The organism is Eikenella sp. NML03-A-027, from assembly GCF_001648395.1.
Classification (GTDB): Bacteria; Pseudomonadota; Gammaproteobacteria; order Burkholderiales; family Neisseriaceae; genus Eikenella; species Eikenella exigua.
The window spans coordinates 322786-348186 of sequence record NZ_LXSM01000016.1 but is presented as its reverse complement, the minus strand read 5'-3'; the positions used below and the strand labels follow the sequence as shown (position 1 = coordinate 348186).

Annotated in this window: 20 protein-coding genes and 3 pseudogenes; 6 read left to right on the top strand and 17 right to left on the bottom strand. The window is 55.9% G+C overall.

Features of this window, described 5'->3' with window-relative positions; translation table 11 throughout:
* Positions 1-561 precede the first annotated feature (561 nt).
* The 4 genes and pseudogenes from A7P96_RS07195 to A7P96_RS07185 all read left to right on the top strand — a co-directional run bounded on the left by A7P96_RS07195 (position 562) and on the right by A7P96_RS07185 (position 6666).
* Positions 562-2421: a lytic transglycosylase domain-containing protein gene (locus A7P96_RS07195; RefSeq protein WP_067526351.1), complete on the top strand. Its 1860-nt coding sequence runs from the start codon at positions 562-564 to the stop codon at positions 2419-2421.
* Positions 2422-3011: 590 nt separating this feature from the next.
* Positions 3012-3609, top strand: a pseudogene (locus A7P96_RS11040) (heterodisulfide reductase-related iron-sulfur binding cluster); the annotation flags it as partial.
* Positions 3604-4845: pseudogene (locus tag A7P96_RS11285) on the top strand (LUD domain-containing protein); the annotation flags it as partial. The pseudogenes A7P96_RS11040 and A7P96_RS11285, both read left to right, overlap by 6 nt.
* A gap of 264 nt (positions 4846-5109) precedes the next feature.
* A complete protein-coding gene (locus A7P96_RS07185; protein ID WP_067525899.1) occupies positions 5110-6666 on the top strand; it encodes an L-lactate permease in 1557 nt (518 codons plus the stop codon).
* A gap of 135 nt (positions 6667-6801) precedes the next feature.
* Here A7P96_RS07185 and A7P96_RS07180 read toward each other — a convergent pair whose 3' ends face one another.
* The 3 genes from A7P96_RS07180 to alaS form a co-directional block, all read right to left on the bottom strand.
* Complete coding sequence (locus A7P96_RS07180; RefSeq protein ID WP_067525897.1) at positions 6802-7926, bottom strand: DUF262 domain-containing protein; 1125 nt, start codon at positions 7924-7926, stop codon at positions 6802-6804.
* A gap of 2 nt (positions 7927-7928) precedes the next feature.
* Entirely contained in the window at positions 7929-8942 is a 1014-nt protein-coding gene (locus tag A7P96_RS07175) for an adenine-specific methyltransferase EcoRI family protein (protein ID WP_067525895.1), read from the bottom strand.
* Positions 8943-9169: 227 nt separating this feature from the next.
* Entirely contained in the window at positions 9170-11794 is a 2625-nt protein-coding gene (gene alaS / locus A7P96_RS07170) for an alanine--tRNA ligase (RefSeq protein WP_067525893.1), read from the bottom strand.
* Positions 11795-12082: 288 nt separating this feature from the next.
* Here alaS and A7P96_RS10385 point away from each other — a divergent pair.
* Positions 12083-12325 (top strand): annotated as a pseudogene (locus tag A7P96_RS10385) (U32 family peptidase); the annotation flags it as partial.
* Between the two features lie 1111 nt (positions 12326-13436).
* Entirely contained in the window at positions 13437-13631 is a 195-nt protein-coding gene (locus A7P96_RS07155; protein WP_067525889.1) for a hypothetical protein, read from the top strand.
* Between the two features lie 125 nt (positions 13632-13756).
* Here the strand turns inward: A7P96_RS07155 and A7P96_RS07150 are convergent, their stop codons facing one another.
* The 14 genes from A7P96_RS07150 to A7P96_RS10810 all read right to left on the bottom strand — a co-directional run bounded on the left by A7P96_RS07150 (position 13757) and on the right by A7P96_RS10810 (position 25401).
* The gene (locus tag A7P96_RS07150; RefSeq protein WP_067525887.1) at positions 13757-14896 is read right to left on the bottom strand and encodes a GNAT family N-acetyltransferase; all 1140 of its coding nucleotides are present in this window, start codon (positions 14894-14896) and stop codon (positions 13757-13759) included.
* Positions 14893-15045, bottom strand: a complete 153-nt coding sequence (locus A7P96_RS11020) for a hypothetical protein (protein WP_197476461.1) — start codon at positions 15043-15045, stop codon at positions 14893-14895. The genes A7P96_RS07150 and A7P96_RS11020 overlap by 4 nt, the downstream gene beginning before the upstream one ends.
* Positions 15005-15199, bottom strand: a complete 195-nt coding sequence (locus A7P96_RS10375) for a Com family DNA-binding transcriptional regulator (protein WP_082887962.1) — start codon at positions 15197-15199, stop codon at positions 15005-15007. Before A7P96_RS10375 ends, A7P96_RS11020 begins: the two co-directional genes overlap by 41 nt.
* 158 nt (positions 15200-15357) lie before the next feature.
* Positions 15358-15837, bottom strand: a complete 480-nt coding sequence (locus tag A7P96_RS07145) for a cytoplasmic protein (protein WP_067525885.1) — start codon at positions 15835-15837, stop codon at positions 15358-15360.
* Entirely contained in the window at positions 15834-16472 is a 639-nt protein-coding gene (locus tag A7P96_RS07140) for a DUF4376 domain-containing protein (RefSeq protein WP_067525883.1), read from the bottom strand. Before A7P96_RS07140 ends, A7P96_RS07145 begins: the two co-directional genes overlap by 4 nt.
* Before the next feature lie 13 nt (positions 16473-16485).
* A complete protein-coding gene (locus A7P96_RS07135) occupies positions 16486-17901 on the bottom strand; it encodes a phage tail protein (RefSeq protein ID WP_067525881.1) in 1416 nt (471 codons plus the stop codon).
* Between the two features lie 11 nt (positions 17902-17912).
* Positions 17913-18476, bottom strand: coding sequence for a YmfQ family protein (locus tag A7P96_RS07130; RefSeq protein WP_067525879.1), 564 nt, complete (start codon positions 18474-18476; stop codon positions 17913-17915).
* On the bottom strand, positions 18473-19528 hold the full coding sequence (locus A7P96_RS07125) for a baseplate J/gp47 family protein (RefSeq protein WP_067525876.1): 1056 nt from the start codon (positions 19526-19528) through the stop codon (positions 18473-18475). The genes A7P96_RS07130 and A7P96_RS07125 overlap by 4 nt, the downstream gene beginning before the upstream one ends.
* Complete coding sequence (locus tag A7P96_RS07120; protein ID WP_067525874.1) at positions 19525-19878, bottom strand: phage GP46 family protein; 354 nt, start codon at positions 19876-19878, stop codon at positions 19525-19527. The genes A7P96_RS07125 and A7P96_RS07120 overlap by 4 nt, the downstream gene beginning before the upstream one ends.
* A 58-nt stretch (positions 19879-19936) precedes the next feature.
* A complete protein-coding gene (locus tag A7P96_RS07115; RefSeq protein ID WP_067525872.1) occupies positions 19937-20566 on the bottom strand; it encodes a phage baseplate assembly protein V in 630 nt (209 codons plus the stop codon).
* 17 nt (positions 20567-20583) lie between these two features.
* The gene (locus tag A7P96_RS07110) at positions 20584-21711 is read right to left on the bottom strand and encodes a phage baseplate assembly protein (protein ID WP_067525870.1); all 1128 of its coding nucleotides are present in this window, start codon (positions 21709-21711) and stop codon (positions 20584-20586) included.
* Entirely contained in the window at positions 21695-23059 is a 1365-nt protein-coding gene (locus A7P96_RS07105) for a DNA circularization protein (RefSeq protein WP_067525868.1), read from the bottom strand. The genes A7P96_RS07110 and A7P96_RS07105 overlap by 17 nt, the downstream gene beginning before the upstream one ends.
* Before the next feature lie 3 nt (positions 23060-23062).
* Positions 23063-25186 carry a phage tail tape measure protein gene (locus A7P96_RS07100; RefSeq protein ID WP_067525866.1) on the bottom strand — a complete coding sequence of 708 codons (2124 nt, stop codon included), beginning with the start codon at positions 25184-25186 and terminating at the stop codon, positions 23063-23065.
* Positions 25183-25401, bottom strand: coding sequence for a hypothetical protein (locus A7P96_RS10810; protein ID WP_156496307.1), 219 nt, complete (start codon positions 25399-25401; stop codon positions 25183-25185). Before A7P96_RS10810 ends, A7P96_RS07100 begins: the two co-directional genes overlap by 4 nt.

Sequence of the window (25401 nt, the reverse complement as noted above, 5' to 3'; positions counted from 1 at the left end):
GCTCTCGAATCCGACAGCCGCTTACCCCGCCACAATGGTGGCTACCTGAAAGGCAATAGCAAGAGCAGCTTGTTTGGGTGGAGCAGCCCCAAACACAAAAGGCTACCTGAAAATTTCAGGGTAGCCTGAGACCTTTGTAAAATCCCGTTTTCGGCATATTTCCTCTCGGTACGTTTCTCGAATGCTTGAAAATATTTCCATATTATCTGTGCCCAATAAAGCCAAATGATTTGCGATGCTGCTGCTTTGAACCGCACTCAAATCCGTGGTTTTGAAAAGATCTCTGTCTTCATCATCCAAGCATTCCTCAGCCGCCCAGTTTCTCTAGCAGTTCCATCAACCCATCGGTGCATTCCTCCGCCTGCGCCCGGATTTCTCGCGGCTGTAGAGCGCGGCTGAGGCATTTTGGTTTTCCGGCAACCTCCTTTATTGGGCTACCTGAAAATCTTTTCCTGCGTAAAAAGCAGTAAAACCCGCCGTCTGTTCGCGCCTGCCGCTTCATTGCCCCGCCGCTTTCAGGTAGCCTTAGGCCGTTCCGAATTATCCAAACCGACATCAAGCATGAAAAAAATAGTATATCAACACAGTCTCCCCCTCCTCGCTGCCGGCCTGCTCGCCGCCTGCTCCAGCCAAACCGAAACCCCGGTCGAGCCCATCAACACCGATAGCAGTGCCGCCGTCCAGCTGCCCGGCGGCCGCCGCAGCGATTCCGAAGACAAAGTGCTGGCCGATTACCAGCTCTTCCAGTCCGCCCAAGCCGCGCTCAAACAGGGCGATGCCAGCCAGGCCGCCCAATTCCTCGCCCAAGCCCAGCCCAGCGCCATGGCCAACAGCCTGCGCAACCAGTGGCTCAAACAGCTCGGCCGCAACGGCCAATGGCAAGAGTTTGTTCGGCAATACGGCTACCTGAAACCCGCCGACCGTGATAAAGAAACCCGCTGCTATGCCGCGCTGGCCGGGCAGGAAAATCAAAATGCCGCCCAAGAAGTGCTGGCCGAACTCGGCCGCCAACCCGAAGGCTGCAACCGCCTGCTCGAACAGCTCGCCGCCCAAGGCAGACTGCCCGCCGATGCTGCTTGGCGGCGCGTGCGCGGCCTGCTGGCCAACAACCAAATCAGCGATGCCCGCCGCTTGGCCGCCGCCTTAGGCTCACCCCTGCCCGAGCCGCTCACCAGCGCCACGCCCGACAGCCAAGGCGGCCGTGAAGCCCTGCTGCACAGCGTAATCGGCCAAAATGCCCGCAAACAGGCCGATGCCGCCCAACGCCTGCAAAGCCTCTCCGCCAGCCTCAGCCCGGCCCAAACCGGATTCGCCTGGGCCGTGCTCGGCCACCACTACGCGCTGAACCAGCGCTTCCCTGCCGCGCTCGACGCCTTCAACCGTGCCGACCGCAGCCAGCTGGGCAAAGAACACTGGGAATGGTATGCCCGCAGCGCTCTGCGCCTCAGCCGCTGGAGTGAGCTGCAAAACATCATCGAAGCCATGCCTGACTCCCTGCGTGCCGACCCCACCTGGCAATATTGGCTTGCCCGCAGTCTGGCCGCCAGCGGCGACTCCACCCGAGCCCAGCAGTACTATCGCCAAGCCGCTGCCTCCGGCCGCAATTTCTATGCCCTGCTTGCCACCGAAGCCCTCGGCGGTAAAGTGGACACCCGCAACACCGCCGCCGAGCCCGGCAGCAACCAAACCGAACAAGTGGCCGCCGATGGTGCGGTTTCCCGCGCGCTCAACTTATTCCGTGCCTCCCAGCGCAGCAGCGATTGGGATATGCGCAAGCAAGCCCAGGCCGAGTGGCGCTATGCCGTGGACGGTTTTAACGAACCCGCCCTGCTCGCCGCCTCCAAGCTCGCCCACGATGCCGGCTTCTACGAGATGGGCATTTATGCCGCCGATAAAACCAACAGCCAAATCAACTACAACCTGCGCTATATCTCCCCCTTCCGCGACAGCGTGAGCCGCTACGCCGCCCAAGCCAATATCGACCCCGCCTGGGCCTACGGCATCATCCGCCAAGAAAGCCGCTTCATGATCGGCGTGCGCTCCCGCGTGGGTGCCACCGGCCTGATGCAGGTGATGCCCGCCACCGCCCGCGAAATTGCCGGCAAAATCGGCATGGACCCTGCCGAATTGCACACCATCGAAGGCAACATCCGCATGGGCACTTGGTATCTAGGTGATGCCCGCAATCGCTTGGGTAACGAAGTGCTCGCCACCGCCGGCTACAACGCCGGCCCCGGCCGCGCCCGCAACTGGCAGGCCTCCACAGCGCTCGAAGGCGCGGTGTATGCCGAAACCATCCCGTTTGATGAAACCCGCGACTATGTTAAACGCGTGATGACCAACGCCACCTATTACGCCAGCCTGTTTAACGAGCCGCACACCTCCCTCACCCGCCGCATGGGTACTATTCCTGCGCGATAATGCCGGCCAGTTGAACTATTTTGCTACCGACACAGTTATAACAGATTAATTAATTTTTGATACAAAGCAGCAAACTGCAGACAGTACAGAGCACGGTAAGGTAAGCTAATGCTGTATCGGAAGTTAAGTTAATCTGCTATAAACCAAAGGCTACCTGGGACTTTTCAGGTAGCCTTTTTGTATCGAAAATCGATTAATAAAAATAAAACTGTTGTTTGAATTGCGAAATATCGGCGTGGCAACGTTGACATTTTGTTATGCCTATCCTCCTGAACCTTCAGGTAGCCTTCAACCGAATAGCATGGGCAATTCATTGACCACACAAAAGTTTCTACTATCCCTTGCATAATAACGAATTTCGTGCTTTAAATCCGTCAAATCTACCCTCCTCCATATCAACGGTGTCTGGCATTAGCCCTAATTTCACAAGCATCTTGACCATCTAAAAGCATATCGCTTAAAGTAGTATGGATTTTCCGTTGGTAAGACTCGCATCGGCTTCTCTAAATTATTAAGAAATAAGAAGCATATTATGAACACCAACCAAACCACCACACACACAGTGGCGGCAAGCCTGCCGAAGTTTAATTTTTCGGCTCTGCCTTTTGGACTTATTTATGCCGGAAGCAGGTATGGATGCCATTACGCTATTAGAACAGCAAGGCATCAAAGTGCATTATCCGATGGAACAAAGCTGCTGCAGGCAACCTGCATTTTCTATCGGGATACTGCGAAGAGGCGTTCAATGTAGCCAAAGCCCAGCTCGCTTTACTCACCGAAAACTACTCATCATTATGCTTTCCGGCTCTTGCGGCAGTATGATGAAGCACCATTGGCCCAAATTGTTTAAAGGCAGCGAATACGAACAGCGCGCCAACGAATTGGCCAGCCGTGCGTTGAGTTCACCAATTTTCTGGTGGGCATCGGCTACGAGCCTAAAGACGTGGGCGAGCCAGTGAAAGCGGCGGTGCATACTTCCTGTACGGCACGCCGCGAAATGGGCGTGCACATCACAGGCTGGAAGCTGATTGACGCCTGCAAAACGTGGAGCGCATCGTGCACGACCACGAAAGCGAATGCTGCGGCTTCGGCGGCACATTCTCCGTTAAACAATCCGACATTTCTGGCAACATAATGAACGATAAAGTGACCATGCTGAAAGAAACACAGGTCACGGAAATCGTGAGTAACGCACGCGAAGCCCTTACCGACAAACCTTTGTGCAAAATCCTGTGCACGGCAATGAATATGCTGATGACCAAGCGCAAAATTGTGTTGTCGGACGAACAGGAATTGCAGATGCTGTGCACCCTTTGTAAGCACATTCGCCAGCGTTCGCTGTCCAAACGCCTGATTTGCTGGAACAGCTGGAAAGCAATCTCACCAAACTGGGTGTGAGAGTGCATTGGGTGGAAATGCCCAAAGAAGTCTGCTGCATTATCCACAGTATCGTGATGCACCACCAAGGCAAATCGATGGTGAGCGAAGAGATCGAGCTGAACCATTATCTTGCCGAATGCGGCATTAAAGCGGTGAAAATCGATTAGGGCAAATATATTGCGCAAATGGCCGGCGAAAGCCGCCCCCACATTGTGATGCCCGCCATCCACAAAACTAAACGGACTGCTCTACAAAAACACCGGCACAGAGCTGACCGACGATATGGACAAACTCACCGGCTTTGTCCGCATGATATTGTGCAACATTTACTACACCGCCGATATCGGCTTGAGCAGTGTGAACTTTGCCATGACCGAAACCGGCACACTGCGTCTAATGGGAGACGATGGTAAAGGCCGATGCGGGTAATGCGCACGTCGCCATTGAAAAAGTGGCGGCCAAATTGTCGGATGTTCCGACACTCTACAACCTGATACCGCACAGCGGTATCGGGCAAAGTATCACCCACCTAAGAACAGATGCACCGCACGCTGCAATGTATCTGCTGTAGCGCCTACATGAACCACTGCCCGGTGTATACCATATCGGCGGTTCGGCACATGGCACCGCTTACCTCGGACCGATTGGCAAAATCCTGTTACCGCATCTGCTGGGATCGAAAACCACCCACGACCTGCCTACCGCCTGCACCATGTATGGCACGTCTTGGAAGGCTGCCCCGAAAATCCTGATTACCTAGCAGATATAGCGCCTGTGCAAAGAAGCACAACACACGCCCGATGAAACTGTGCCCTATCTAATTAAAAACTAAGGAGCTTTGTACACTTTTGAGCAAATAACTGGCTTGATGCGGATTTGACGGCATTTTATTCAGCAAAACTGCCTACCGCGTGTTCGGCATGATGACCACCAAATTCCGCAGGCTGCCCCTCTGGCGAGCAGCTCAGCTGGACAGACAGCCATGTACCGATGAAACCTGCGCCCAAATCGCTGCACCAGTTGTTGAAAGCAAAACAACAGAAATTCCGGCTAAACCGAATGCAGGCCGCTTTGGCAGCAATTAAACAATGGCACGCGGACATTTCCATCTGCATTTTTTGTAGAGCAAAAGCTGTTTTCGGGTAGCCTGTAGTTCCTACAAAGCTAAAGACTGCAATTTGGCGTTTGCCCTGTTGCGAACCAGAACGCTCACGCTCCAAGTTTTAATCAGCTACACACCCCCAAACAACACCTGTACCTCATGCCCCCAGTCTTTACGGCGTTTCATTGACATATAACGGAGACATCATGAGTATCGCCCTTTCTGTCTTTCCAATCTTATTTCTAATTATTTCGATGATTGGCTTCAAAATGCGCGGCGATCACAGCGCAATATTAGCAGCATTGTCCGCTGTTTTGATTGCCATTTTCGCCGTTCCCAATATCAGCGGATTTACGCCACCGGAAGGCTACAGTGTCAGATACATCGGCTGGGCATTTGCCGAAGGTGTCTTGAAAGCCATTTTCCCTATTCTAATTGTGATTCTGATGGCATTGTTCAGTTACAACGTGCTACTGGAAAGCAAACAGATTGAAGTGATTAAACAGCAATTTACCAATATTTCCAGCGACAAACGCATTCAAGTTCTACTGATTGTTTGGGGCTTCGGCGGCCTGTTGGAAGGTATGGCTGGTTTCGGCACGGCAGTGGCAATTCCAGCCGCTATCTTAATCGGTTTGGGCTTCACACCGCGCTTTGCGGCGCTCGTATCGTTGATTGGCAACAGCGTAGCCACCGGTTTCGGTGGGGTTGGCATCCCCGTGATTACGCTAGCAAAAGAAGTGTTCGGTTCTGCGGTTACTTCCGAGCAAACCCATGCTATCGCCAGCGACGTGGTGATTCAATTGGGATTCTTAATGTTCTTGGTACCATTTGTCATCTTAATGCTGACCGACACCTCTAAAAAATACATCGTTCCCAATATTATCCTATCTACCGTGGTAGGCGGATTGTCGCTAGGCGTACAGTTTGTCGCCGCTTATTTCATTGGCGCGGAAACGCCCGCCATTTTGGGCAGCATCGCCTGCATCGTCTTCATTGTGCTGTATGCAAAAATGACCGAGAAAAACAGCACGCCAGTCGATAAAGCCATCAGCATGGGGCAAATGGCGAAAGCATGGGCGGTGTACGGCTTCATCCTGTTCTTCATCATTATGGCTAGCCCCCTGTCCGGCCCCATCAGCGCGTTTTTGAAATCCACTCTGGTGAGCAAAATCCACCTGCCGATTTATGCGGAAGGCAAATATTTCGCCTTCGGCTGGTTGTCTAACGCCGGCCTGATGCTGTTTTTGGGCGCATTTATCGGCGGCTTGGTGCAAGGCGTTTCCGCCGGCAAACTGTTCCAGATTTTGGGCCAGACTTTGGTGAAAATGAAGGCTTCGGGCATTACCGTCATCTGTCTAGTGGCCATGAGCGCGATTATGAGCCACAGCAGCATGATTGCCGTGATTGCCAAAGGCTTGGTGGACGCCACCGGCACATTCTATCCGCTGGTTGCACCGCTGGTGGGTGCCATCGGTACATTCGCCACCGGCAGCGACACCTCTTCCAACATCTTGTTCGGCAAGCTGCAAGCCTCCGTGGCCGATCAGCTGAATATGGATAAATCATGGCTCGCCGCCGCCAACACGGCCGGCGCTACCGGCGGCAAAATCATTTCGCCGCAAAGTATCGCCATCGCCACCGCCGCCTGCGAACAGCAAGGCCAAGAAGGCGCCTTCCTGCGCTCGGCCATGCCTTATGCGCTTGTGTACGTGATTATTGTGGGCATTACCGTGTATTGTTTCACCGCATTTGCACTGTAACGCCGTCGGCATCAAAACAGCCTGCACTCTAGTTTGAAGAGTGTAGGCTGTTTGTATGGAAAGGCTACCTGAAAATTTCAGGTAGCCTTTTGTGGGTATCTGTGCGGGTGGTTAGTGGAATGCTAGTTACGCTTGCTATTTACTGGACTTCCTACGGTTGCAGTCCCGGCACAACATTTGGCAATTCTCTTCAACTGTTTTTCCGCCTTCGCACCACGGCGTTATGTGATCGCCTTCCATTTCCGATAATTCAAATTTCTGTTTGCAGTGTGGGCAGATGCCGCCTTGTTTTTCATAAACCTTCTGTTTGATACTGTCGGAGAAAGCACGGATGTTCAAATGTTTTTCCTCGCGGGTCAGGATATATTGGTAAATCCCTTTTTTGTTTTCCACATCATCATCGGCAAACAGTTTGGCAATTTCCGCTTCTAATGAGTCTTTGTCCAAATCAGCGCCTTTGAAACGATTGTATAGGAATCCCCAAGGCTGTCCTTTCATCAGTTTGGTGCGTTTGACGGGAAATTTCAGGTTTACCCATTCAATCACATTTTTGAAATACAGCCATAAATCATCGGCATTCTTATCATGTTGGTGAACTGCCATATATTTGCAGACTGCTTCGTCTCCGTCTTGGTTGGCAATCCACCCGATAGCGGTTTCCAAATAGTCTTGGCGGATGGCCGTACCGTTCAGATAATCTTTGCCGATTTGGTAAGCGGCGCAGCCGGTTTTGCTGAAATGGCGTTTGGCATCCGTTACCCAATTCCCCGAATACACGGCATTACGCAACTCTTGGTCGGTCAGCTTCTCACCTGCAATATTGATGGTTTTGAACCAGTCCAGTTTTTCGCTGTCCGTCCCTTCACATTGGTAAACGGTCAGTTCGTAATTCAAAATCTTGTCTTGCTCGTCTGCCTGCAAGTTATGGAAGTAACGCTTCATATAGGCAAAATCGCCGTTCACATACCGGCAGATGGAAACGGTGCGCTGCTGCCCGTCCACAATTTCAAATGTACCGTCATCGCGCACCGCCCAATACATCACATTGAGCGGAAATCCTTTCAATACAGTATCAATCACGGCATCGCGCTGTTTGTCTTTATAGACAAACTCGCGCTGGTAGGGCGGACGCACGTCCAGTTTGCCGCCATAGGCGCGCACGCCGTCTTCGTTATTGTCGATATAGCCTTCCGCTTTTTTGGTTTCGCTGTCGTAGCCCGTCAGTTCGCGGATGGTCAGGGTGGTCATTTGGATTTTCATGGTTATTTTCTCCTAATCATTATACGTTTATACATACCTTTCCCTTTTACAACAGGGGCATCATATCGATCATGATCTTTTTTGATATGTTCCAACAATCCGTCGCCCCCTCTATCACTAGTTCCAATTATTTCAAATTGCTTTGGGTTATATTTATCCAAAAACGTAATCGGCACACCCATCACACCATCGTAATCGCTGGGAATATCGGCAACTTTGGATACTTCGATGGCATCGTAGTTGTCGTATTGCGGATAATCGGCGGGGTTGTAGGATCGGTATAGAATCAGTTCTTCATGGCGTTTGGCTATATCCAGATTGGTAAACCAGCAGGCTTGGGCGCGTGCCTTGACTTCCCCGTCCACAATGCGGTAACTGCTGCCTGTTTTTTTGGTTTCAACAAGGATTTCGGCATAGTTATCAGGTACGCCGAACAGCATATCCGTTCCCATCGGCGTAGAACCCAGCCACATTTTATTGTCTTTAATCAGCGGAAAAATTTCTTTGTAGGTAATGGCGTTTTTATTGCCGATGATGATGAAGTGTTTGCCGTATTCCACTAACTGCGCCACATATTCCCGAAATAGCGAAAACGGTGGATTGGTTACGACTATATTCGCCTGTTTCAGCAATTCGATACATTCCTCACTGCGGAAGTCGCCGTCGCCTTTCAGCGGTTTGACTGCTATTTCTTCGGGCGTGGGAATGCCGTTGCCGTCTTTATCGCCCGTGTATTCCAAATAAACCGCCTGTTCGCTGTCGTTTTGGCTGAATAGGTCGCTGTTTTGGTTTTTGTAGCAGGTGGTAATCAGTTTTTTCAAGCCGAGATGCTCGAAATTGTAGGAGAAATAATGGAAGAAATTGCTGACGCGCGGGTCGTCGCAGTTGCAATAGACAGTTTTGTCTTTGAAATGGTGTTTGTAGTGCCGCAGCTCGTTTTCGATGTCGGAAAGCTGGGTGTAGAACTCATCATTTTTGGCTTTGTTTGCCGCGTGAAGGGATTTGTTGCCTGCCATATCAAACCCCTCCGAAAATGCAAGAAAGGCTTGATATTTTATTGATTTCTAAGTTATAATTGCCGTGCCGTGCCGTGCCGTGCCGTGCCGTGCCGTGCCGTGCCGTGCCGTGCCGTGCCGCTATATCTGCGTCTGCTGTCCATGTAGTCTTTCCTTAAATTTGAAGGTTTGTCCCAATAGGCTACCTGAAAATTTTCAGGTAGCCTTTCCCATTTAATCAAACGGCATCAAGCCAGCTTCTCTCTAACCCAGCCTTCCGCCGAATCGAGCATCGTGCCGACTTGGGAAACATCCGCCCCCCCTGCCTGTGCCAAATCCGGTCGGCCGCCGCCTTTGCCACCGACTTGTTCGGCTGCGAATTTGACCAAATCTCCGGCTTTCACTTTTCCGGTCAGGGCTTTGGATACGCCGGCACACAGGGAGACTTTGCCGTCGTTTACTGCCGCCAAAAGAATCACGGCGTTGTCGGATTTGCCGGTTAAATCGGTAACGATTTCGCGCAGTGCGGCTGCGTCGGCTTCGATTTGGGCGGCAACGAGTTTGGCGGCACCCAAGTCTTTCGCGTTGTCCAAAAGTTTGGCGCCTGCGTGGACGGCGAGTTCGGCTTTGGCTTTTGCCAACTCTTTTTCCAAGGCTTTGGCGTTGGCGGCGTTGGCTTGGATTTTGGCGAGTACGTCTTTTTCGGTTTGGGCTTTGACTTCGGCGATGATGTTTTTCATCAGGCTTTCTTGGTTTTGCGCCCATGCCAGTGCGGCAAGGCCGGTGATGGCTTCTACGCGGCGGATGCCTGCGGCGATGCCGCCTTCGCTGATGATTTTGAAGAAGCCGATGTCGCCGGTGCGGGCGACGTGGGTGCCGCCGCACAGTTCGGTGGAGTGGTCGCCCATGGTGATGACGCGGACGAAGTCGCCGTATTTTTCGCCAAAGAGCATGACTGCGCCTGATTTTTGCGCGTCTTCAATGGACATGGTTTCTACTTTGACGGGCACGTTGGCGATAATCGCGGCGTTGACGCGGCGTTCGACTTCGGCGATTTCTTCCGCGCTGATGCCTTGCGTGTGGGAGATGTCAAAGCGGGTCAGCTCGGCGTTTTGCAGGCTGCCTTTTTGTTCGACGTGCGTGCCCAAAACATCGCGCAGGGCTTTGTGCATCAGGTGGGTAACGCTGTGGTTGCGCATGATGCTGTCGCGGATGTCGTTGTCGATTTCGGCGGATACGGCATCGCCTACTTTCAGACGACCTGATACGACTGCGCCGAATTGTCCGTGTACGGCAGCTTTGATTTTCTGCGTGTCTTCGACGCGGAAGCGGTTTTCGCCTGCGAAGATAAAGCCCACGTCACCGACTTGACCGCCGCTTTCGGCGTAGAACGGGGTTTGTTCCAAAACGACCACGCCTGCTTCGCCTGCTTGGAGTTCTTCTACGGCTTCGCTGCCTTTGTATAAGGCGATGATTTTGGTTTCCTGGCTGCGCTTTTCGTAGCCTGTGAACTCGGTGTCCGCGCCGGTGTAGTCCAGTTGCGCGTTGGCTTTGAAGTTTTGCGCGGCGCGGGCGCGGGCGCGTTGGGCTTCCATTTCGCGGTTGAAGCCTTCTTCGTCCAAATCGATATTGCGTTCGCGGCAGATGTCGGCGGTCAAATCGTAGGGGAAGCCGTATGTGTCGTAGAGTTTAAAGATGATTTCGCCGTCCAATTTGTTGCTGCCTTTGGTCAATGCATTTTCCAGCAAAGCCATGCCGGTTTCCAAAGTTTGGGCGAAGCGGCTTTCTTCGTTTTTCAGGGCTTCTTCGATTTGCGCTTGTTTCTCTTTCAACTCGGGATACGCATCGCCCATTGCTTTCACCAAATCGGGCACGAGTTTGTAGAAAAATGCTTGTTTCTGACCGAGTTTGTAACCGTGGCGCACGGCGCGGCGGATGATGCGACGCAGTACATAGCCGCGGCCTTCGTTGGACGGCATCACGCCGTCGGCAATCAGGAAGGAGCAGGAACGGATGTGGTCGGCGATGACTTTCAGACTGGGTTCGTCCATGCTGAACGGCGCGCCGGTTTCGCGGGCAACGGCTTTGAGCAGGTCTTGGAACAGGTCGATTTCGTAATTGCTGTGAACGTGCTGCATCACGGCCGCCATGCGCTCTAAGCCCATGCCGGTATCGACGGACGGCTTGGGCAGCGGGTTCATGTTGCCTTGTTCGTCGCGGTTGAACTGCATGAACACGCAGTTCCAAATTTCAATCCAGCGGTCGCCGTCTTCTTCGGGGCTGCCGGGGATGCCGCCCCAGATTTCTTCGCCGTGGTCGTAGAAAATTTCGGAACACGGGCCGCATGGGCCGGTGTCGCCCATCTGCCAGAAGTTGTCAGACGCATATTTCGCGCCTTTGTTGTCGCCGATGCAGACGATGCGCTCGGCCGGCATACCGATTTCGTTCAGCCAGATGTTGTAGGCTTCGTCGTCTTCGGCATACACGGTTGCCAAGAGTTTTTCTTTGGGCAGGTTCAGCCATTCGGGGGAAGTGAGGAATTCCCAAGCGAAGTGGATCGCGTCACGTTTGAAGTAATCGCCAAAGGAGAAGTTGCCCATCATTTCAAAGAAGGTGTGGTGGCGAGCGGTGTAGCCGACGTTTTCCAAGTCGTTGTGCTTGCCACCTGCGCGAACGCATTTTTGCGCGGTGGTGGCGCGGCTGTAGGCACGTTTGTCGAAGCCGAGGAACACGTCTTTAAACTGGTTCATGCCGGCATTGGTAAACAGTAGCGTCGGGTCGTCGTGCGGCACGAGCGATGAGGAGTGGACGATGGTATGGCCTTTGGATTCGAAGAATTTTAGGAATTTTTGGCGTAGTTCGGAGGTTCTCATGGCTTTTTGGTATCTTTCAAAAAGTGATTTGGGCGGTTTGTGCGCTTAACAAAAATTGGGCATGATTTTACTGCATATTGCAGGAAGCTGCCTACTTAAATACCAAGGGAGAATCGGCGACTTCAGCCATATCCGAAGTGAGTAGGCAGAAGTTTTCAGGTAGCCTTATCTATATTTATTTGCGTAAAGGCTACCTGAAAGAGACTGCTTGAAAATACCCACCCAGCGATGTCGATTTAAATCAGCGCTAAACCGCCATCTAGCTCATAGCCCGCCGAGCACAGCAGCATCCCCGAACTCGCCTGCCTCGCCGGCAGCCTGCCCTCCCTGAAAACCGCCGTGGACAAGGGCACGGACACGGTTTACACGGAGCCGAAAAACACGACTAACATGCGCGACTTCCCTAGCCTGAATTTCGACCAAAAATCCATCATCGAAGGCATACGCTACATCCATGAGTGCAGGCGGCATGTGTTAATGGCCATCACCACCTATGCGCAAGCGGGACAAGTGGAATACTGGGGCAGCGCGCGTAGACACGGCGACTGCCAACCCTGCGCGTACTGTATAACACCCGTATGGGATGCGGCTTCGAGTAAGGCATCGGAAGGCAGCCAAAGCACACTGGGGCCATATAGCCAGCCTTGAAAGTAGGTTTCAGGTAGCCTTTCTACAGGAGGGAAACTATTATGAAACAAGAATGGAAGAAGGTTAACTAAAGATTCATACGGTATTAAGGCGTCGCTTGTATTGCTGGATGTGCTGCCGCAATCATTCATTATGATAAACGGCGAAAGCAACCCCAATGCTGCGATACTGCTAATTTTTCCGAACGCATGAGCGCTCTGTACAACTTGACGTATGCCGTGAAGATAAATTACAAAATCCACTGCCAGGCAGACTGTTGACGATTTTTCCGTGTAGCCGCTGGAAGGCGTTTGGCAGCAAAAACGGCGAGAGAGGATAAATTGGATAAAGGCAATTTGGTCTACACCATTATGATCGCCCAGTCTGATTTCATCACGCCTGAAATGTGACAAGATGCACAGGCCAAAACACGCATTAAGAAACCTGTATAAAGAAGTATGCTTTGAACGCATGGCTAATAGCAAATGCGTGAGCATTCTACATGTTGGCAGGTTTGATGACGAACTCACTTCGTTCGCCAAAATGGACAAGTTCTACCAAAAACACGTCCTGCAACGCAGCAGCGCTACGAACTGCGAAATTTATCTGAACAACGCCAACCGCACCGGAAAAGCTCAAAACTATTTTGCGCTATGCCGTAGAATGATTTCAGGCAGCTTCAAGGCCGTCTGAAAGACTACCTGAAACAAAGGAATGCCATGAAACTATCACCACCATCAGCAGCGAAACCAAAATAACCCTTGCATGTTATTGGCAATACACAGGCAAACTCTGTGTACCAAGAATCCCGTACTGCTCTAAGCAGCAACCCTAACTACATCGTATAATATAATATTCCGGTAAACCTCAGCAGCAAAACTGTAGGCCGGCATGGCCATGCCGACACCGGCATAAGAAAATTTTTCAGGTAGCCTTTGCTAGACTCATCGAAGACTGCATGAGAACAATCAACCAAATGATTTGAAACCTATTTAATTTAAAAAAGGAAGCTGTCATGGCACAATCCGTATTTGTGGAAAAAATTGAGCTAGCCTGCCGCAAGAAGGTGGGGGTGTTTAAGCGCAACAAGGCGAAGTATGCGCTGCGTTCGCTGATTGCCGGCATGCTGCTCACGCTCACGTCGGCCACGGGTGTGATTGCAGCGGATGTGCTCAACACAGTGTGTAAGGCGGCGGCAGCTTTTGCCTGAATTGGCATTAGCTTTTGCACCGCCGCAGCGTAGCAAATTGTATCAGCTTTTGCACAAATTTATCCCCGTTTAATGGCCGGTTAAACGGGGATTTCCATGCTATGCCCAAGAGTGGCCGGGCTACGCTATTCCTCCTGACCGTTGCCTAAATAGCGGAAGCCTTGCACGGCGCGGAAATGACCACCGTAGCCGGTGGTACTGCGGGCTTTACCGGTATCCTTCCCGTGCCTTAAGGCGGAGCGGCGCAGACTGTCGCGGCAGCGCAGTTTATCGGCACCGTATAGGGCAGCCGATACCTGCGTCCATTGTGGGTTACGGCGCAGGGCGGCGGCCAAGCCGGGATGAGAGGTGTTGATTAGAGTACGCAGCGGGCGGTGATAGCGGTTTTCTCCACGCAGCCACATTTCGGCACAGCCGTTTAGAAAGCGCGTACCGACTCCGGCACCCTGCCATTCCGGCAGCACCACCAGCCGGCAGGCGCGTGCTTCCACTAAACCGGGGCGCGGGCTGAAGGCAACATGTGCCACGGGCTGCCCATTAATCAACCCCATGTAATGGCTGCCGGCAATTACCGGAGGCAGTTTCAGATAATGATGCGGCTCAAACAACCGGTAGTCGGCTTGGCGGCAAGGGCATATTTCCAATTCGAATCGTGGCCGTTGCCGAAGCCACCCCCATTGGAAGCAGCCAGTTTCGGTGTCTAACACCCAATCCGGCTGTATCCAGTCGAGGATGTCGTAGTGGCAGGATAGCAGCACGACTTGTTTGTTTTGGTGCCGGCGCCAGCCTTTGGCAAACGCGCCAGCGCCCACCCGGGCGATTTGGCGGTCTACCACCGAGCTGAACTCGTCCACAACGCTGATGCCATCGGGCGCTTCGGCCATCAGCCGCGCCAAGGTGGCGCGGAACTGTTCGCCATTGCTCAACACGGGATAGGGGCGTAGCCAAGCGGGCACATCGCCCAAACCGACCGAGGATAAGGCGGCGGTTACGGCATCGAAATCACCATCGGCGGCAATCGCATCCACCAGCGGCCGGTTGGCCGGCCACTTTGGGGCGTAGGCTTGGCCGATGCTTTTGCCGATACTGGTTTTGCTGGAGCCGGAAGGACCGACCACCACGCCAATCTGCCACGGCCGCTCATGCAGCGGCAGCTCAGCCGACAGGCGGAAATCCGCGCCGCTTTCCACGTTGAATAAGGATTTGACCCGTGCGGCGCGATAGCTGTTGAAGTTGGCGCAACGGTGATGAATCTCAATCTTCATACACTCACCACCTTGAGCCGGTAGCCCTGCCGTTTGAGTTGGTTGTAGGCCTCGATTTGCTGTGCTTCGTTGGCGCAAATGATGACCACGCCGTATTGGCGGCGGTATTTAAACCCGTTCTTGCCGGGTATTTTGTCTAGCTTTCCCATGAGGCTGACTCCTTGCTGAAGTTGGGCACTCGTGGGTGCTCTGGGTTGTTAAAAAACTGAATTGATTTACTGTTTTGCAGCGTTGGCACTTGATTTGCACAGTGCCGCTGCCAACGGCCAGTAATTTGCCGCAGCTTTTGCATCGGTATTGCATTATTTTTCCTACATTGCGTGATACAATCCGCGCGCCCTCGAGGGTGGCGGCCTTGGGTCAATGCAGGCTATCTCTGCTTGGCTGTCGCGGCGGGTGTGTCCGCATCCGCCGTGTCGCCGTCTTGATTTTTTGCTCCCCCGCCCCTGTGGCGGGTATTTTTATGCCTCCTCCTTATATAGGGCGGGCACAATGGCGGCGAGGTCGTTGGGCGACCAACGCCAGCCGTCGGGCAACCCCAATGCGGCGGCACACCACTCGGAGCAAAACCACTTATCGCCGCGTTGGCGGGTTTTGAATACCACGCCGACGGCACCGAACCAGTCGTAGGGTTGGCTGACGGTATTGCGGTATAGGCGGTCGAGCTGGCCGTGCTCATTGATGCTGTCGGGCAGCGGGATTAGATCCCACTTATCGGCGGGCAGCGGCATGGTTTTGGCGCGCACGCCGCCGTCGCGCACGGAAGAAGAAATGCAGTCGTACCCACCGCCTTCAGCCGGGCCGTAGGCAATCTCGGCGTGGCTGTATTGGCCGCGCGTAAGGGCACGGGTGAGCCAGTCGGTCGCCCTTGCACACCATACGCGCCAACCGGAGCCGTCCCGATGACCTTTATAGAGGGCTAGGTAGTATCTCGGCTTCATACTTGCGCCTCCTCAAGCTCGGCGGCTGGCTGCCTATCAAAGTTTGCCGTCCAGCCGTCGCTGTAGTCGTATTCCAGTGGGTGGGCGGCTTTAAGCATGGCCGCTTTGTGGCGTTCGGCATTAGCAAAGTCGGCCTGCTCGTCAATCAGCATCTGCTCCATCAGTTCGCCCAGCAGGGCTTTGGTCATAATCACAAAGCTGTTGTCCATCGTTTTCCAAGACAGTTTTTCAGGCAGCCTCGGCATGACTGCCAGCGCCAAATATTGGGTGCGGCTGGCATCATCGGTTTGAAACCACTTACCCACGCTTTTGACAAATACCCCATGCCGCAGGTTGTCATAGCGCTTGGCTTTGATGCGCTCCCACACTTCGGCCTGCTGCTCGGCTTTGAGCCGGGCGGCGCACTCCGGGTCGATATGCCACTGCTCGCCATCCCAAGTGCTGGATGGGCAGGGCGGCCGCTCGGCCAGCACCGGCTTGCCGTCTTTGCCCGGCATAATCACTTGCCCATTAGACTGCCCTGCCAGCAATTCGGCGTGTTGCTCGGGGCTAATTGCTACCGCATCTTCAGGTAGCCTGCTGTGGATTTGGTCGTCGTAAAATCCGCCGTTGGATTGTGAGTAATACAGTGTCATGAGTTATCTCCCGTTATTTGCCGATGGCGCGCCAAGCGAAGCCTTGGAAATCATTGGCGGCCGCACCTTGAGCCCATGTGTTAAGCATGGCGCTAAAGCCGGTGGCCGTTATTTCTCCCGCGCCGATGGTTAAGTCCGTGCCCACCGAGCCCGACCGGCCGCTGCTTTTGACGGTGATTTGCACGTTGTAGCACTCGGAGGTAAACGCAATGGGAAACACCACTTTAACCGGCCCTTCGCTTTGCCAGCCCATCAACACCTCGCCCCATTGGTCGATGAGACCGTTGGCCAGTTTGGTGTAGCCGTTGGTGCTGGCTTGGTGCTGCATGGCAGCAGCCATCTGCTGCTTAACCGCATCGCCCAAGTCGCTGATTTCAGCCGCGCGGTGGGTGTGCCCCTTGTCGGACTTGTTTTGCAGCCCGGCGGCCAATGTGGAGGCATCCAGTGCTCCGGCATTGGTTACTTTGCCAAATGCCTTAATCCACATCACCACGTCGTCCAAGCTGTTTTGAGCCTTGATGCACAGCACCATACCGATGTATTTCGGGGTGTTGTCTTGGTAATAAGGTTGCGCGGTGAATCGGTCGGTATAAGCGTGATCCCAAGAAAGGATAGTGGCGTGTTTCTGATGGTATCTGCCCTCCAACGCATCAACGTGGTTTTGCGTAATCTTCTTACTAGCTTGGTTGTCGCCCTCAGTACCGTTAAATTGGCCTAAGCTAACAAAGAACTGGTCTCCAACCTTAACCTCTGTCGGGGTGTAGTAGTTCTCATACGGTAGCGGCCTCCAGTTGAAGTCGTCATTACCGTAAGCAGCGTAGGCAATCATATGGTGGTGGTCGCCTACCTGCCACGGATACTGTTTGCCGATTTGGCTGTTGTCGCTCACGTTGCGCACAAAGTAATCAGCTACCGGCTTGACGTTGGCAATGCTGCCGTACTGTGCCACCAGCTTGCGGTAGAGCTCGGGATAGGCGGCCTGCGTGACCTTGGCGGCAATCTCGTCGTACTTAATCCAGCCGTCCGGGATGTCGTCAAAGGCAAAATAGGCGTTCATACCTACATCGGAGCGCGTGAGGTCGGGCAGCTTGTTGCCGCCCAATACGCGGTACAGGTCGGGATAGGTGGATTGATTAAAGGTGCTGCCGTCGGCTTTCAGGTAGCCTTCCGGGCTAGTAATCGCGCGCGGAAAGCCGATTACCGCGCCTACGGGTAAGCCTTTACCGCCGGCCTGCTCGTCGATGATTTTGCGCAAAGCCTCGACCACTTGGTTGGGCTTGGCTTTATCCGGCTGGATACCGGCCGCAGTCAGCACGGCCAGCAGCTCGGATTGCACTTGGTTGAGCCACCACGCGGGTAGGATGGTGCCCAATTCGGACACGCCGTCGCCGTCGTGGAAGGTCTTATCGGGGGTTTCGATGGGGTGCATGGTTTAGTCCTTTAGCGGTAGGTAAATCGGATGGCGGTGTGGGCGGGTTTGAGGCGGTTGAACAGGCTCTCGATTACGGCATCGCTGTATTGGCTCAAGCGGCTGCCGGCGGTGCCGCTGCCTGCTCGAAAGCGCCACACGGTTTGCGATTGGGCGGCCACATCCACCCACCACACCCACATAATGTCTTCGCGGGCGAGGCGGTCGCCGGCGCGGTTTACACCAGCGCGGAAGGGCTGCGGCTCGCTGATGGTAATGGTGTAGCCTGCGGCGGCGGCCAGCCGGATAAAATACGGGATGCTCAGGCCGCCGGTCTCATTGAGTTTGGCCAGCACGTCGGCCACGCGGCGGGCGTAGTTGTCGGGCTGCTGCGGGTTGATGCCGAGCAGGCGCTCCCAGCGTGCGATGTTGCCGCCGGCAGTGGGGGCGTAGGCGGCAGCCAGCACCTGTGCCGACTGTGCCTGCACGCCGTCGAATATGGCGGCTTCCGCCTGCCGCTCGGCGGCCTGCCCGGTGGCGCGCACGTCGTAGCTGACGGGCGGATAGTAGAGGGGGAGCAGGTCGGCGTAGGTCATAACAGGGTCATCTCAAACGTGCCCAAGGCGAGCCATTGGATGTGCGGGGTGATGGTGGCGTTTTGGTTGGTGGCCGGGCTGTCGAGCACGCGGTCGCGCACGCCCGGAGTGTCGCTAATCAGTGCCTCGATATGGCTTTTATAGACGGTGTCGCCCGGCTTGATGGTTGCAAAATAAGCCGACAAGGCACGGGCGGAGGCATCCTTAACCGCAGGCAGGGTATAGCCGTCGGCCAGCGATACGCGCACCGATACATTGAGCGGCACGCGTTGCGGCGCCATCACCTGCACGTTTTTGGCGGTAACCGGGCGGCGCTCGTCGATATATTGCTGCACGGCACGCACTACATCGGGCGACGGCAGGCCGGACGCAGTAAGGATGGCCACGTCCACCGTGCCCAAGCCGCGCCGCAACGGATACACAAATGCTGCCTCCACCCCCGGCACGGCCATTGCCCAGCGGTAATAGTCGTAGGCATTGCCGCCGGCGGGCGGCTGGCGCAAATGCGACAGCAGCCTGTCTAACAACGCAGCATCGCTCTCGATATCGGTGCCGCCCACCATGCTGGTGAGCACGGCATCTGCCTCAATGCCGGCAGGCGGGCTTTGCAGTTTGGCCGGGGTATTGTCCGGCTGGTTTCCTACCGCGCCGGTGCTCAGGCAATGGCAGGCCAACACCGCCTGCCCGCTGCCGTCGGTTTGGCCGGCGGCAGAAGTCTGGTAGGCGGTGTCGCCTACTTGGGCCACCAGCCCGGCAGGCAGCACGGTATTGGGCGCGCCGCTGATGCGGATACTGCCCGCCGCGGCGGCGGCACTCTTGCGCCAAATGCGGTACATGGCGCAATGGCGCTCCAAATAGGCGGTGTCCGCCGTATCGGCAAATACCTGCCGCAAAATCCACTCTTGATGCTGATATTGCCCCTCGGCCAGTGCGGCCAAAGCGGTGGCGCGGGCGTAATTGTCGCTGCCGGGGTGGGTGTGGGCGGCAGGCTGCTGGTTGCTCAAATCGCGCAGGTAGTCGCTGCGCAGTTGCTCAAAGTTTTTGGTTTTCATGCCAGCCGCACCTCGTGGATTAAATTCAAACTCCGGCCGCTTGCATCCACCGCCGCAATATCCAGCCGCAGCCAGCCGCGCCGTGCCAAAGAGGCGGCCACATTGATGCGGCGGGCGCGGCTGGCATCCAAAATAGGTTGCAAGGCCTGCTCGGCATACTGCTTGGCCAGCACCGCCATGCGCGGCAGGTCTTTCATGCGGCGCAATTCATGCAGGCGGCTGCCTAATGCAGGTTCGGCCCAGTAGCTGCCAAGCGGGGTAACCAGCCGCACATAGACTTCGTTTTCGATGCCTTGCGCGGACTGATTCGGCAGATAATCACCGGTGGTGGGGTTAAGTAAAGCGTCCATAGCCGCATTATGGGTTATGGACGCCGGGGGAACTGCTTGAGTGGCTTCAGAGGGCAGCCTAAATAGGGGCGCCGGTGGTGCCGCCGCTGTCGCCGGGGTGCTGGTGGCCGGTGAGGGATTTGCCGGAAGCCACCACGTCGCCGTCAGTGGTGTAGTTGCCGCCGGTTTGGCGCACATCGCCCTCGAAGCTGGCGCCGTTGCCGCCCTGAATCGCCATGCCGCCGTTGCCGTTGATTTGCCCGGCGGCGGTGATTTGCTCGCTGCAATTGACATTGGGCGCCTCAACATTGACCCCGCCCGGCGCTTTAATGTTGAGCACTTGGCAGTCGATATCGATGATGCGGCCTTTTTTAAGCACGACTTTGGCACCGTCGGCGTTGTACACCGCAGTCTCGCCCTCTTGCAGGTTGGTGATGCGGTAGGCGCCGTTGCAGGTATTGACGACGATGCCGTGGCTGGTCTGGCCGCCTAAGGGCAACACAATGCAGTCGCTGCCGGCAGGCGGATGACCTGTGAAGCCGAACTGCTCGGCATGCTCCAAAGCCTGCACCGTCTCGCCATCCAGCCCCTCGATTTGCGCGCGCTGCACGCCAGCGGCGGCATCAGTGCGGGCGATTTTGCCCCTGAATGCCTGCCGGATGCCGCCCAGCATCCGCTTGATGCGGCCGTCCACTTGTTTAGCGTCCATTTATCGTCCTTTTATCCTTATTCAAAAGCCATCGTCTGTCTTGCCTGACGGCCTTTCCGCCCGCTGCTGCGGCGTTTGCGGCTGCCCCTGCGGCGGCCTTTGCTGCCTTGGCCTTTGTTGTTTTTCGGCGGCTTGGCCTCAGGAATCCACGCCTTGTCCTCTTTGAGGGTGAGGATGGTTTGCGTGGGCTTGCCGCGCCCGCCCACAAATTTGCGCGCCATCAGGAAATAGATGCCGTCCAGCCCGTCCGGCTCACTCAATACTTGCAGACGCTGGCCGGGCTGCCACAGCACGCCGTCGTCGTTGCGGTGGCCTTGCACGGTGGCGGTGATGGTAAGGCCGTCCAATTTGCTGTCGCCCAGCCGCTTCTTGGCCTTGCGCTCGGCGGCGGCTTGGTTGTCCACATCCGCCTCCACGATAATCAGCGGGCGGTGCACCTTGACCGTGTCGTCTTTTACCGTGGCGCGCAGGTTGTGCTTGCCGCTGTGGCTCTGCCCCAGCACGGTAATCTCACTATAACGCTGCGAAAAATCGCGCTCCACCTGCAACTGCTCCACGTTGTTGCCCTGCCCGGATACGCGCACAATCAAATCGGCCACCGGCTTGGTGGTGTAGTCGGGTCCGCCGATCACCAGCGTGCCGTCCGGCTCCAGCCACGGCCACAGCCCGTTGGCCTCGGCATACTGCGCCAAGGCATCCCAAGCGCGGCTGCCCGGCTCGATTTGCACTTTGTTGGTGCGCGCGGTTTGCGCCGCATCGATGCGGATTTTGCTGATGCCCAAGGGTTTGACGATGGTGTCGATAATCTGCTTTAAATCCATATCCTGCGCGTTAAAAATCGGGCAGGAGCAATCCAACAGGATGCCGGCATCGTCGCGGCCGGAAATGGTGAGCGTTTTTTGCCCTTTGGCGGTGGTGGTGCTCACGCGGTCGATGCGCCCGCTCAATACGGTATCCTCGCCCACCCGCACCTCCACCGTGTCGCCCGGCTGCACCGCATCCGGTTTGGCGTCTACCGGCCGCCCGAGGGTTACCTGAAAATCATCGGCCGGGGTGAGGAGGTCGCTGTCGATGTCGTAGTCTGTCCACTGGCTGTGGGTTTTGCCTGCGATGAGCAGGCTTACGGTGTTATTGGGCGTAGGCATTTAATACGGTTCCGCGGGCGATAAAGTTGGGATGCACGATGCCGGGATTGAGGCGCAGCAGCTCGGCTTGGCGGCTGTGGTCGCCGTACCATAAAAAAGCCAGCAGGTGCAGACTGCTATCCTGTGGCACCACCTTTTGCACCAAGGGCGGGCGCAGGTTAATCAAGGCCTGTGCCTGCTTTTGCAGGGTATGCGCCAACGTGCGCACGCTGTCGGCCAATTCGGCGCTGCCCTCCAAATAAGGCTGCTGCGGCAACAGGCGGCGCTGTTCCAGTTGGCGGTAGAGCTGCTCGGGATCCGGCGGGTTGTCCTGATACAGCGAGAGCAGCAAGGCGGCCAACTGTTCGGCCTGCTCGGCGGAAGCGGAGAGCATCATCACCGCCAAGCGGTTGGCGGCCAAAGCGCTATTGAGCTGGGCACGCACATCGGCCAGCAGGCGGCTGATTTCCGCCGGCGTAAGTTCTGGCTCGTCCTGCTCGGCGGCGAAAATATCCGCCAGCTCTTTGGCCAGCGCGGTGCTGCCCACAATGGCAATCGCTGCCGTGAGCGCGGCCACATCCGGCAAGGCGGCCTGCGAGCGGGCGGGCGTGGCGCCGTTATCCAAGCCCTGCCGGTATTGCCACGGTACGGCGGCGGCCGTTTTGGTACCGCCGGCCAAATCGCGCCAACCCGATAGGCTGCTTTCCGCCGTGCGGTGCATCCCGGCCAGCGCGCCAAACACGCCTTTGAGCTCGGTGAGCAGCACGCGCGGGCTGTTGAGCAGGTTCAGGCTACCTGAAAATACCCCGTTCACTTGGCCGTACAGCCGCCCGATTACGTTTAATACCGCCGCGTGAAAATTGTTCCACCTGTGCTGCTGGGTGCGGATTTTGCCCAAGGCCTTTTCCAGCACGGCAAAACCTTGGAAGGCGGCCAAGTCGGCCACCCAATCCGCCTCGTCGGCCAAGGCCAGCGCCAGCTCGCGCCCGAAAAACGGCGCGGCGGCCACGCTCTGTTTGAAGCTGATATTGATTTCGGCATAGTCCGGGCTGTCCTCGCTGTGCCGCACCTCGAAATCGGCCACCACCGTGTCCGGCACGCTGCCGTAAATCGGGTGCACCAGCTCGCCGCTGCCGTGTTCGCGCAGCACTTTGAGCAGGCGTTGCAGCCGCGCCTCGTAGTCGTCACCATACAAAACGGCGGTAAGGTTAAATTCCAAGGCTTCGCAGCCCGTGTCCTCAATATCCGAGCCGTCCACAAAAGGGTAGCTGTGCTCGGCCAGCGCGTGCACGCCGCGCAGGGTGTCGCCGGTGGCCTCGAAGGCCACGCCCTTGTAACTGGCATCAAGCAGGGTATCTTGCCAACTCATCTGTTAATTCCTCCGATTGTCGCGCTCGGCGGCTTGCGATACGGCGGCGGTGATGTTGCCGCCCGACACCGATACGGTTACCGGCACCGGCTGCCGCGCCGCTGCCGCCAACTGCCCCGCTGCCGTGCCCATCAGGCGCGAAGCCTCCAAAAACTGGGCGGCGGCCTGCTGGTTGTGATTCACCGCTTGCGCATATTGCTCGCTGGATTGCTGATAGGTTTGTGATGACTGCTGGATTTGCTCCGCGCTTTTTTGCAATTCCGGGCTGTTGAGTGGGGATTGGTTGGCCGCACGCGGCGAATCGCTATAGGTAATCAGCGGCGAGCGCGGCATGGCCTGCCCTTGATACTGTTGGTTTAATTGCCGCATCCTTTCCAGCGCCGCCCCTTCGCCTGCATTCAGCTCTTCCGAATGCAGCAGCAGGCCGGCGGCAAAGTTTAAACGCGGTGCCGCAGTCAGCACGCCGGTACCCCAGCTTAACGCACCGCGCCCGAAACCAAGTGCACTACCTCCCACTTTAGACAGCAGATTGCCTGCCCAGCCTGAGCCGCCGCTGCGAAACAACGATAAAAGGCCGGCGCCAAGTCCTGCACCGCCTGCGGCTTGTGCAGCCAAAGTGGCTTTGGGATAGCGGGAAGAGACTTCCGTCCATTTGGTTTCGGCAGAATTCAGGGTATCGAGCGCGGGTTTGCGGCCGAGCTGTGCCAATGAGCGGTTTTGCTCTTGTATGAACAGATCATCCCGGCTCATTACACCGATTTTCCTATCCACCAAGCTATTGGTTTTCGGGTCAATCCCGGCCAATCCTTGGATATATTCCTGCACCTGTTGTACATCAGAGGCGGCCAACAAACCGGCTTTGGCTTGAATATCCGGCAAAATTCGCGACAGCACGAAACCGCGCATGATATTCATCTGCTCGGCGGCGGTTTGGTCGCCGGCATCGGCCTTGGCTTTAAGTTGTTGGTATTGCTGGTCGCGCTCCAGCATGGTGTTGGCCAAACGTGATAACACCTGTACCGCGTTTTCGCCGTTGGCCTTGCCTTGTAAAACTGAATTAGCCCAATCAACACCCTTGCTCGGGTCATTTGGATTATCCATGCGCGACAGGCGTTTTACCGTGTCGGCAGATAAGGTTTTTTCCAACAGGTTGCGCACATTGTTGGCGGCTTCGCTGTTGGAGCCGGATTTATTGGAGGCAGATTGCAGGATGGACAGTAGGTAATCGAAGCCTTGGATGCCGTTCAAGCCGGAGTTTTTGGCGGCAGGCAGCAAAGCAGGCAGCTCGGTTACCATATCGGCGATTTCAAAGTTGCCCTGCATCCCCGATTTCATGGCGTGTTCAAACGCGGTAGCCAGCTCTTCGCCTTGGAATCCGAAGTCGTGCAGCACTTTCATCAGTTTGGCCACACTCTCCGGATCGTATTGTCCGGCACCTTCGGCGGAGGCAATCATGGCGCGATAGGTGGCGGTTGCCCCTTTCTGCACCTGTTCGAAGCTCATGCCGTTAGCCATTTGGCTGTTGATCAGGTTGAGCGCGGCATCGGCATTGCCGCCGTTTTTGGCTACAAGCTCGGTTACCAAGTCGCGGATTTGCTGCTTACCCGTGGTAGCAATCCAATCAGACGTTTTGCTGTTATCTTCGCCAAAAGCCTGCCACGCCACTTGGCTGATATTGGCTTCAAGCTGTTTTTGGTTGTCCATGCTCGGTTTAAGCACGGTGTAGGCGCCCACCCCGGCGGCGGCCACTGTAGTCATAGCACCGCCCAAGCGTTGCCGCCAGCTGCCTGCGGCACCGGCGCCGCTGCGCAGTTCATTGTTCAACCGTTGCAGGTTGCGGCGGTTGGCTTCCGCCGCCCGCGCCAGCTCGCGCTGCGACAGCGTGCCGGAACGTGCCAAACGGTTATAGGCCGCCTGCGTGAGCTGCATTTCGCGGCGGATTTGCTGCTCGGAGCGGATGCCAAGCCGCTGGTAGGCACTGATGGCCTGCTGCCGCTGCCGCCCGGCCTGCGCCCACACACGCGCCTGCCCGGTGGCCGCACGCTGGCTTTCAGTCAGCAGCCGGCGCAGGCCTTGGCTGGCATTGTCCTTAAACTTGGCAACCAGTTCTAAGGTGTTACTGCTCATTTTTTCTGCCTTTTGCTGATGTAGGTGGTGGCACCCTTACCGGACGGTTTGGGCTTAGAGGGGGATGGAGGCGGTGCAGACGGAACGGGGATGGGCACCGGCATGGGTTGATAGGTGGATAAAAGCTGGCGTGCCTGCCGCACAAAGCTGTTGAGTTCGGGCAGCGTCATCTCACCCACCCGCTCTTCCGACAGCCCGAAGCGTCCGAGCAGCAA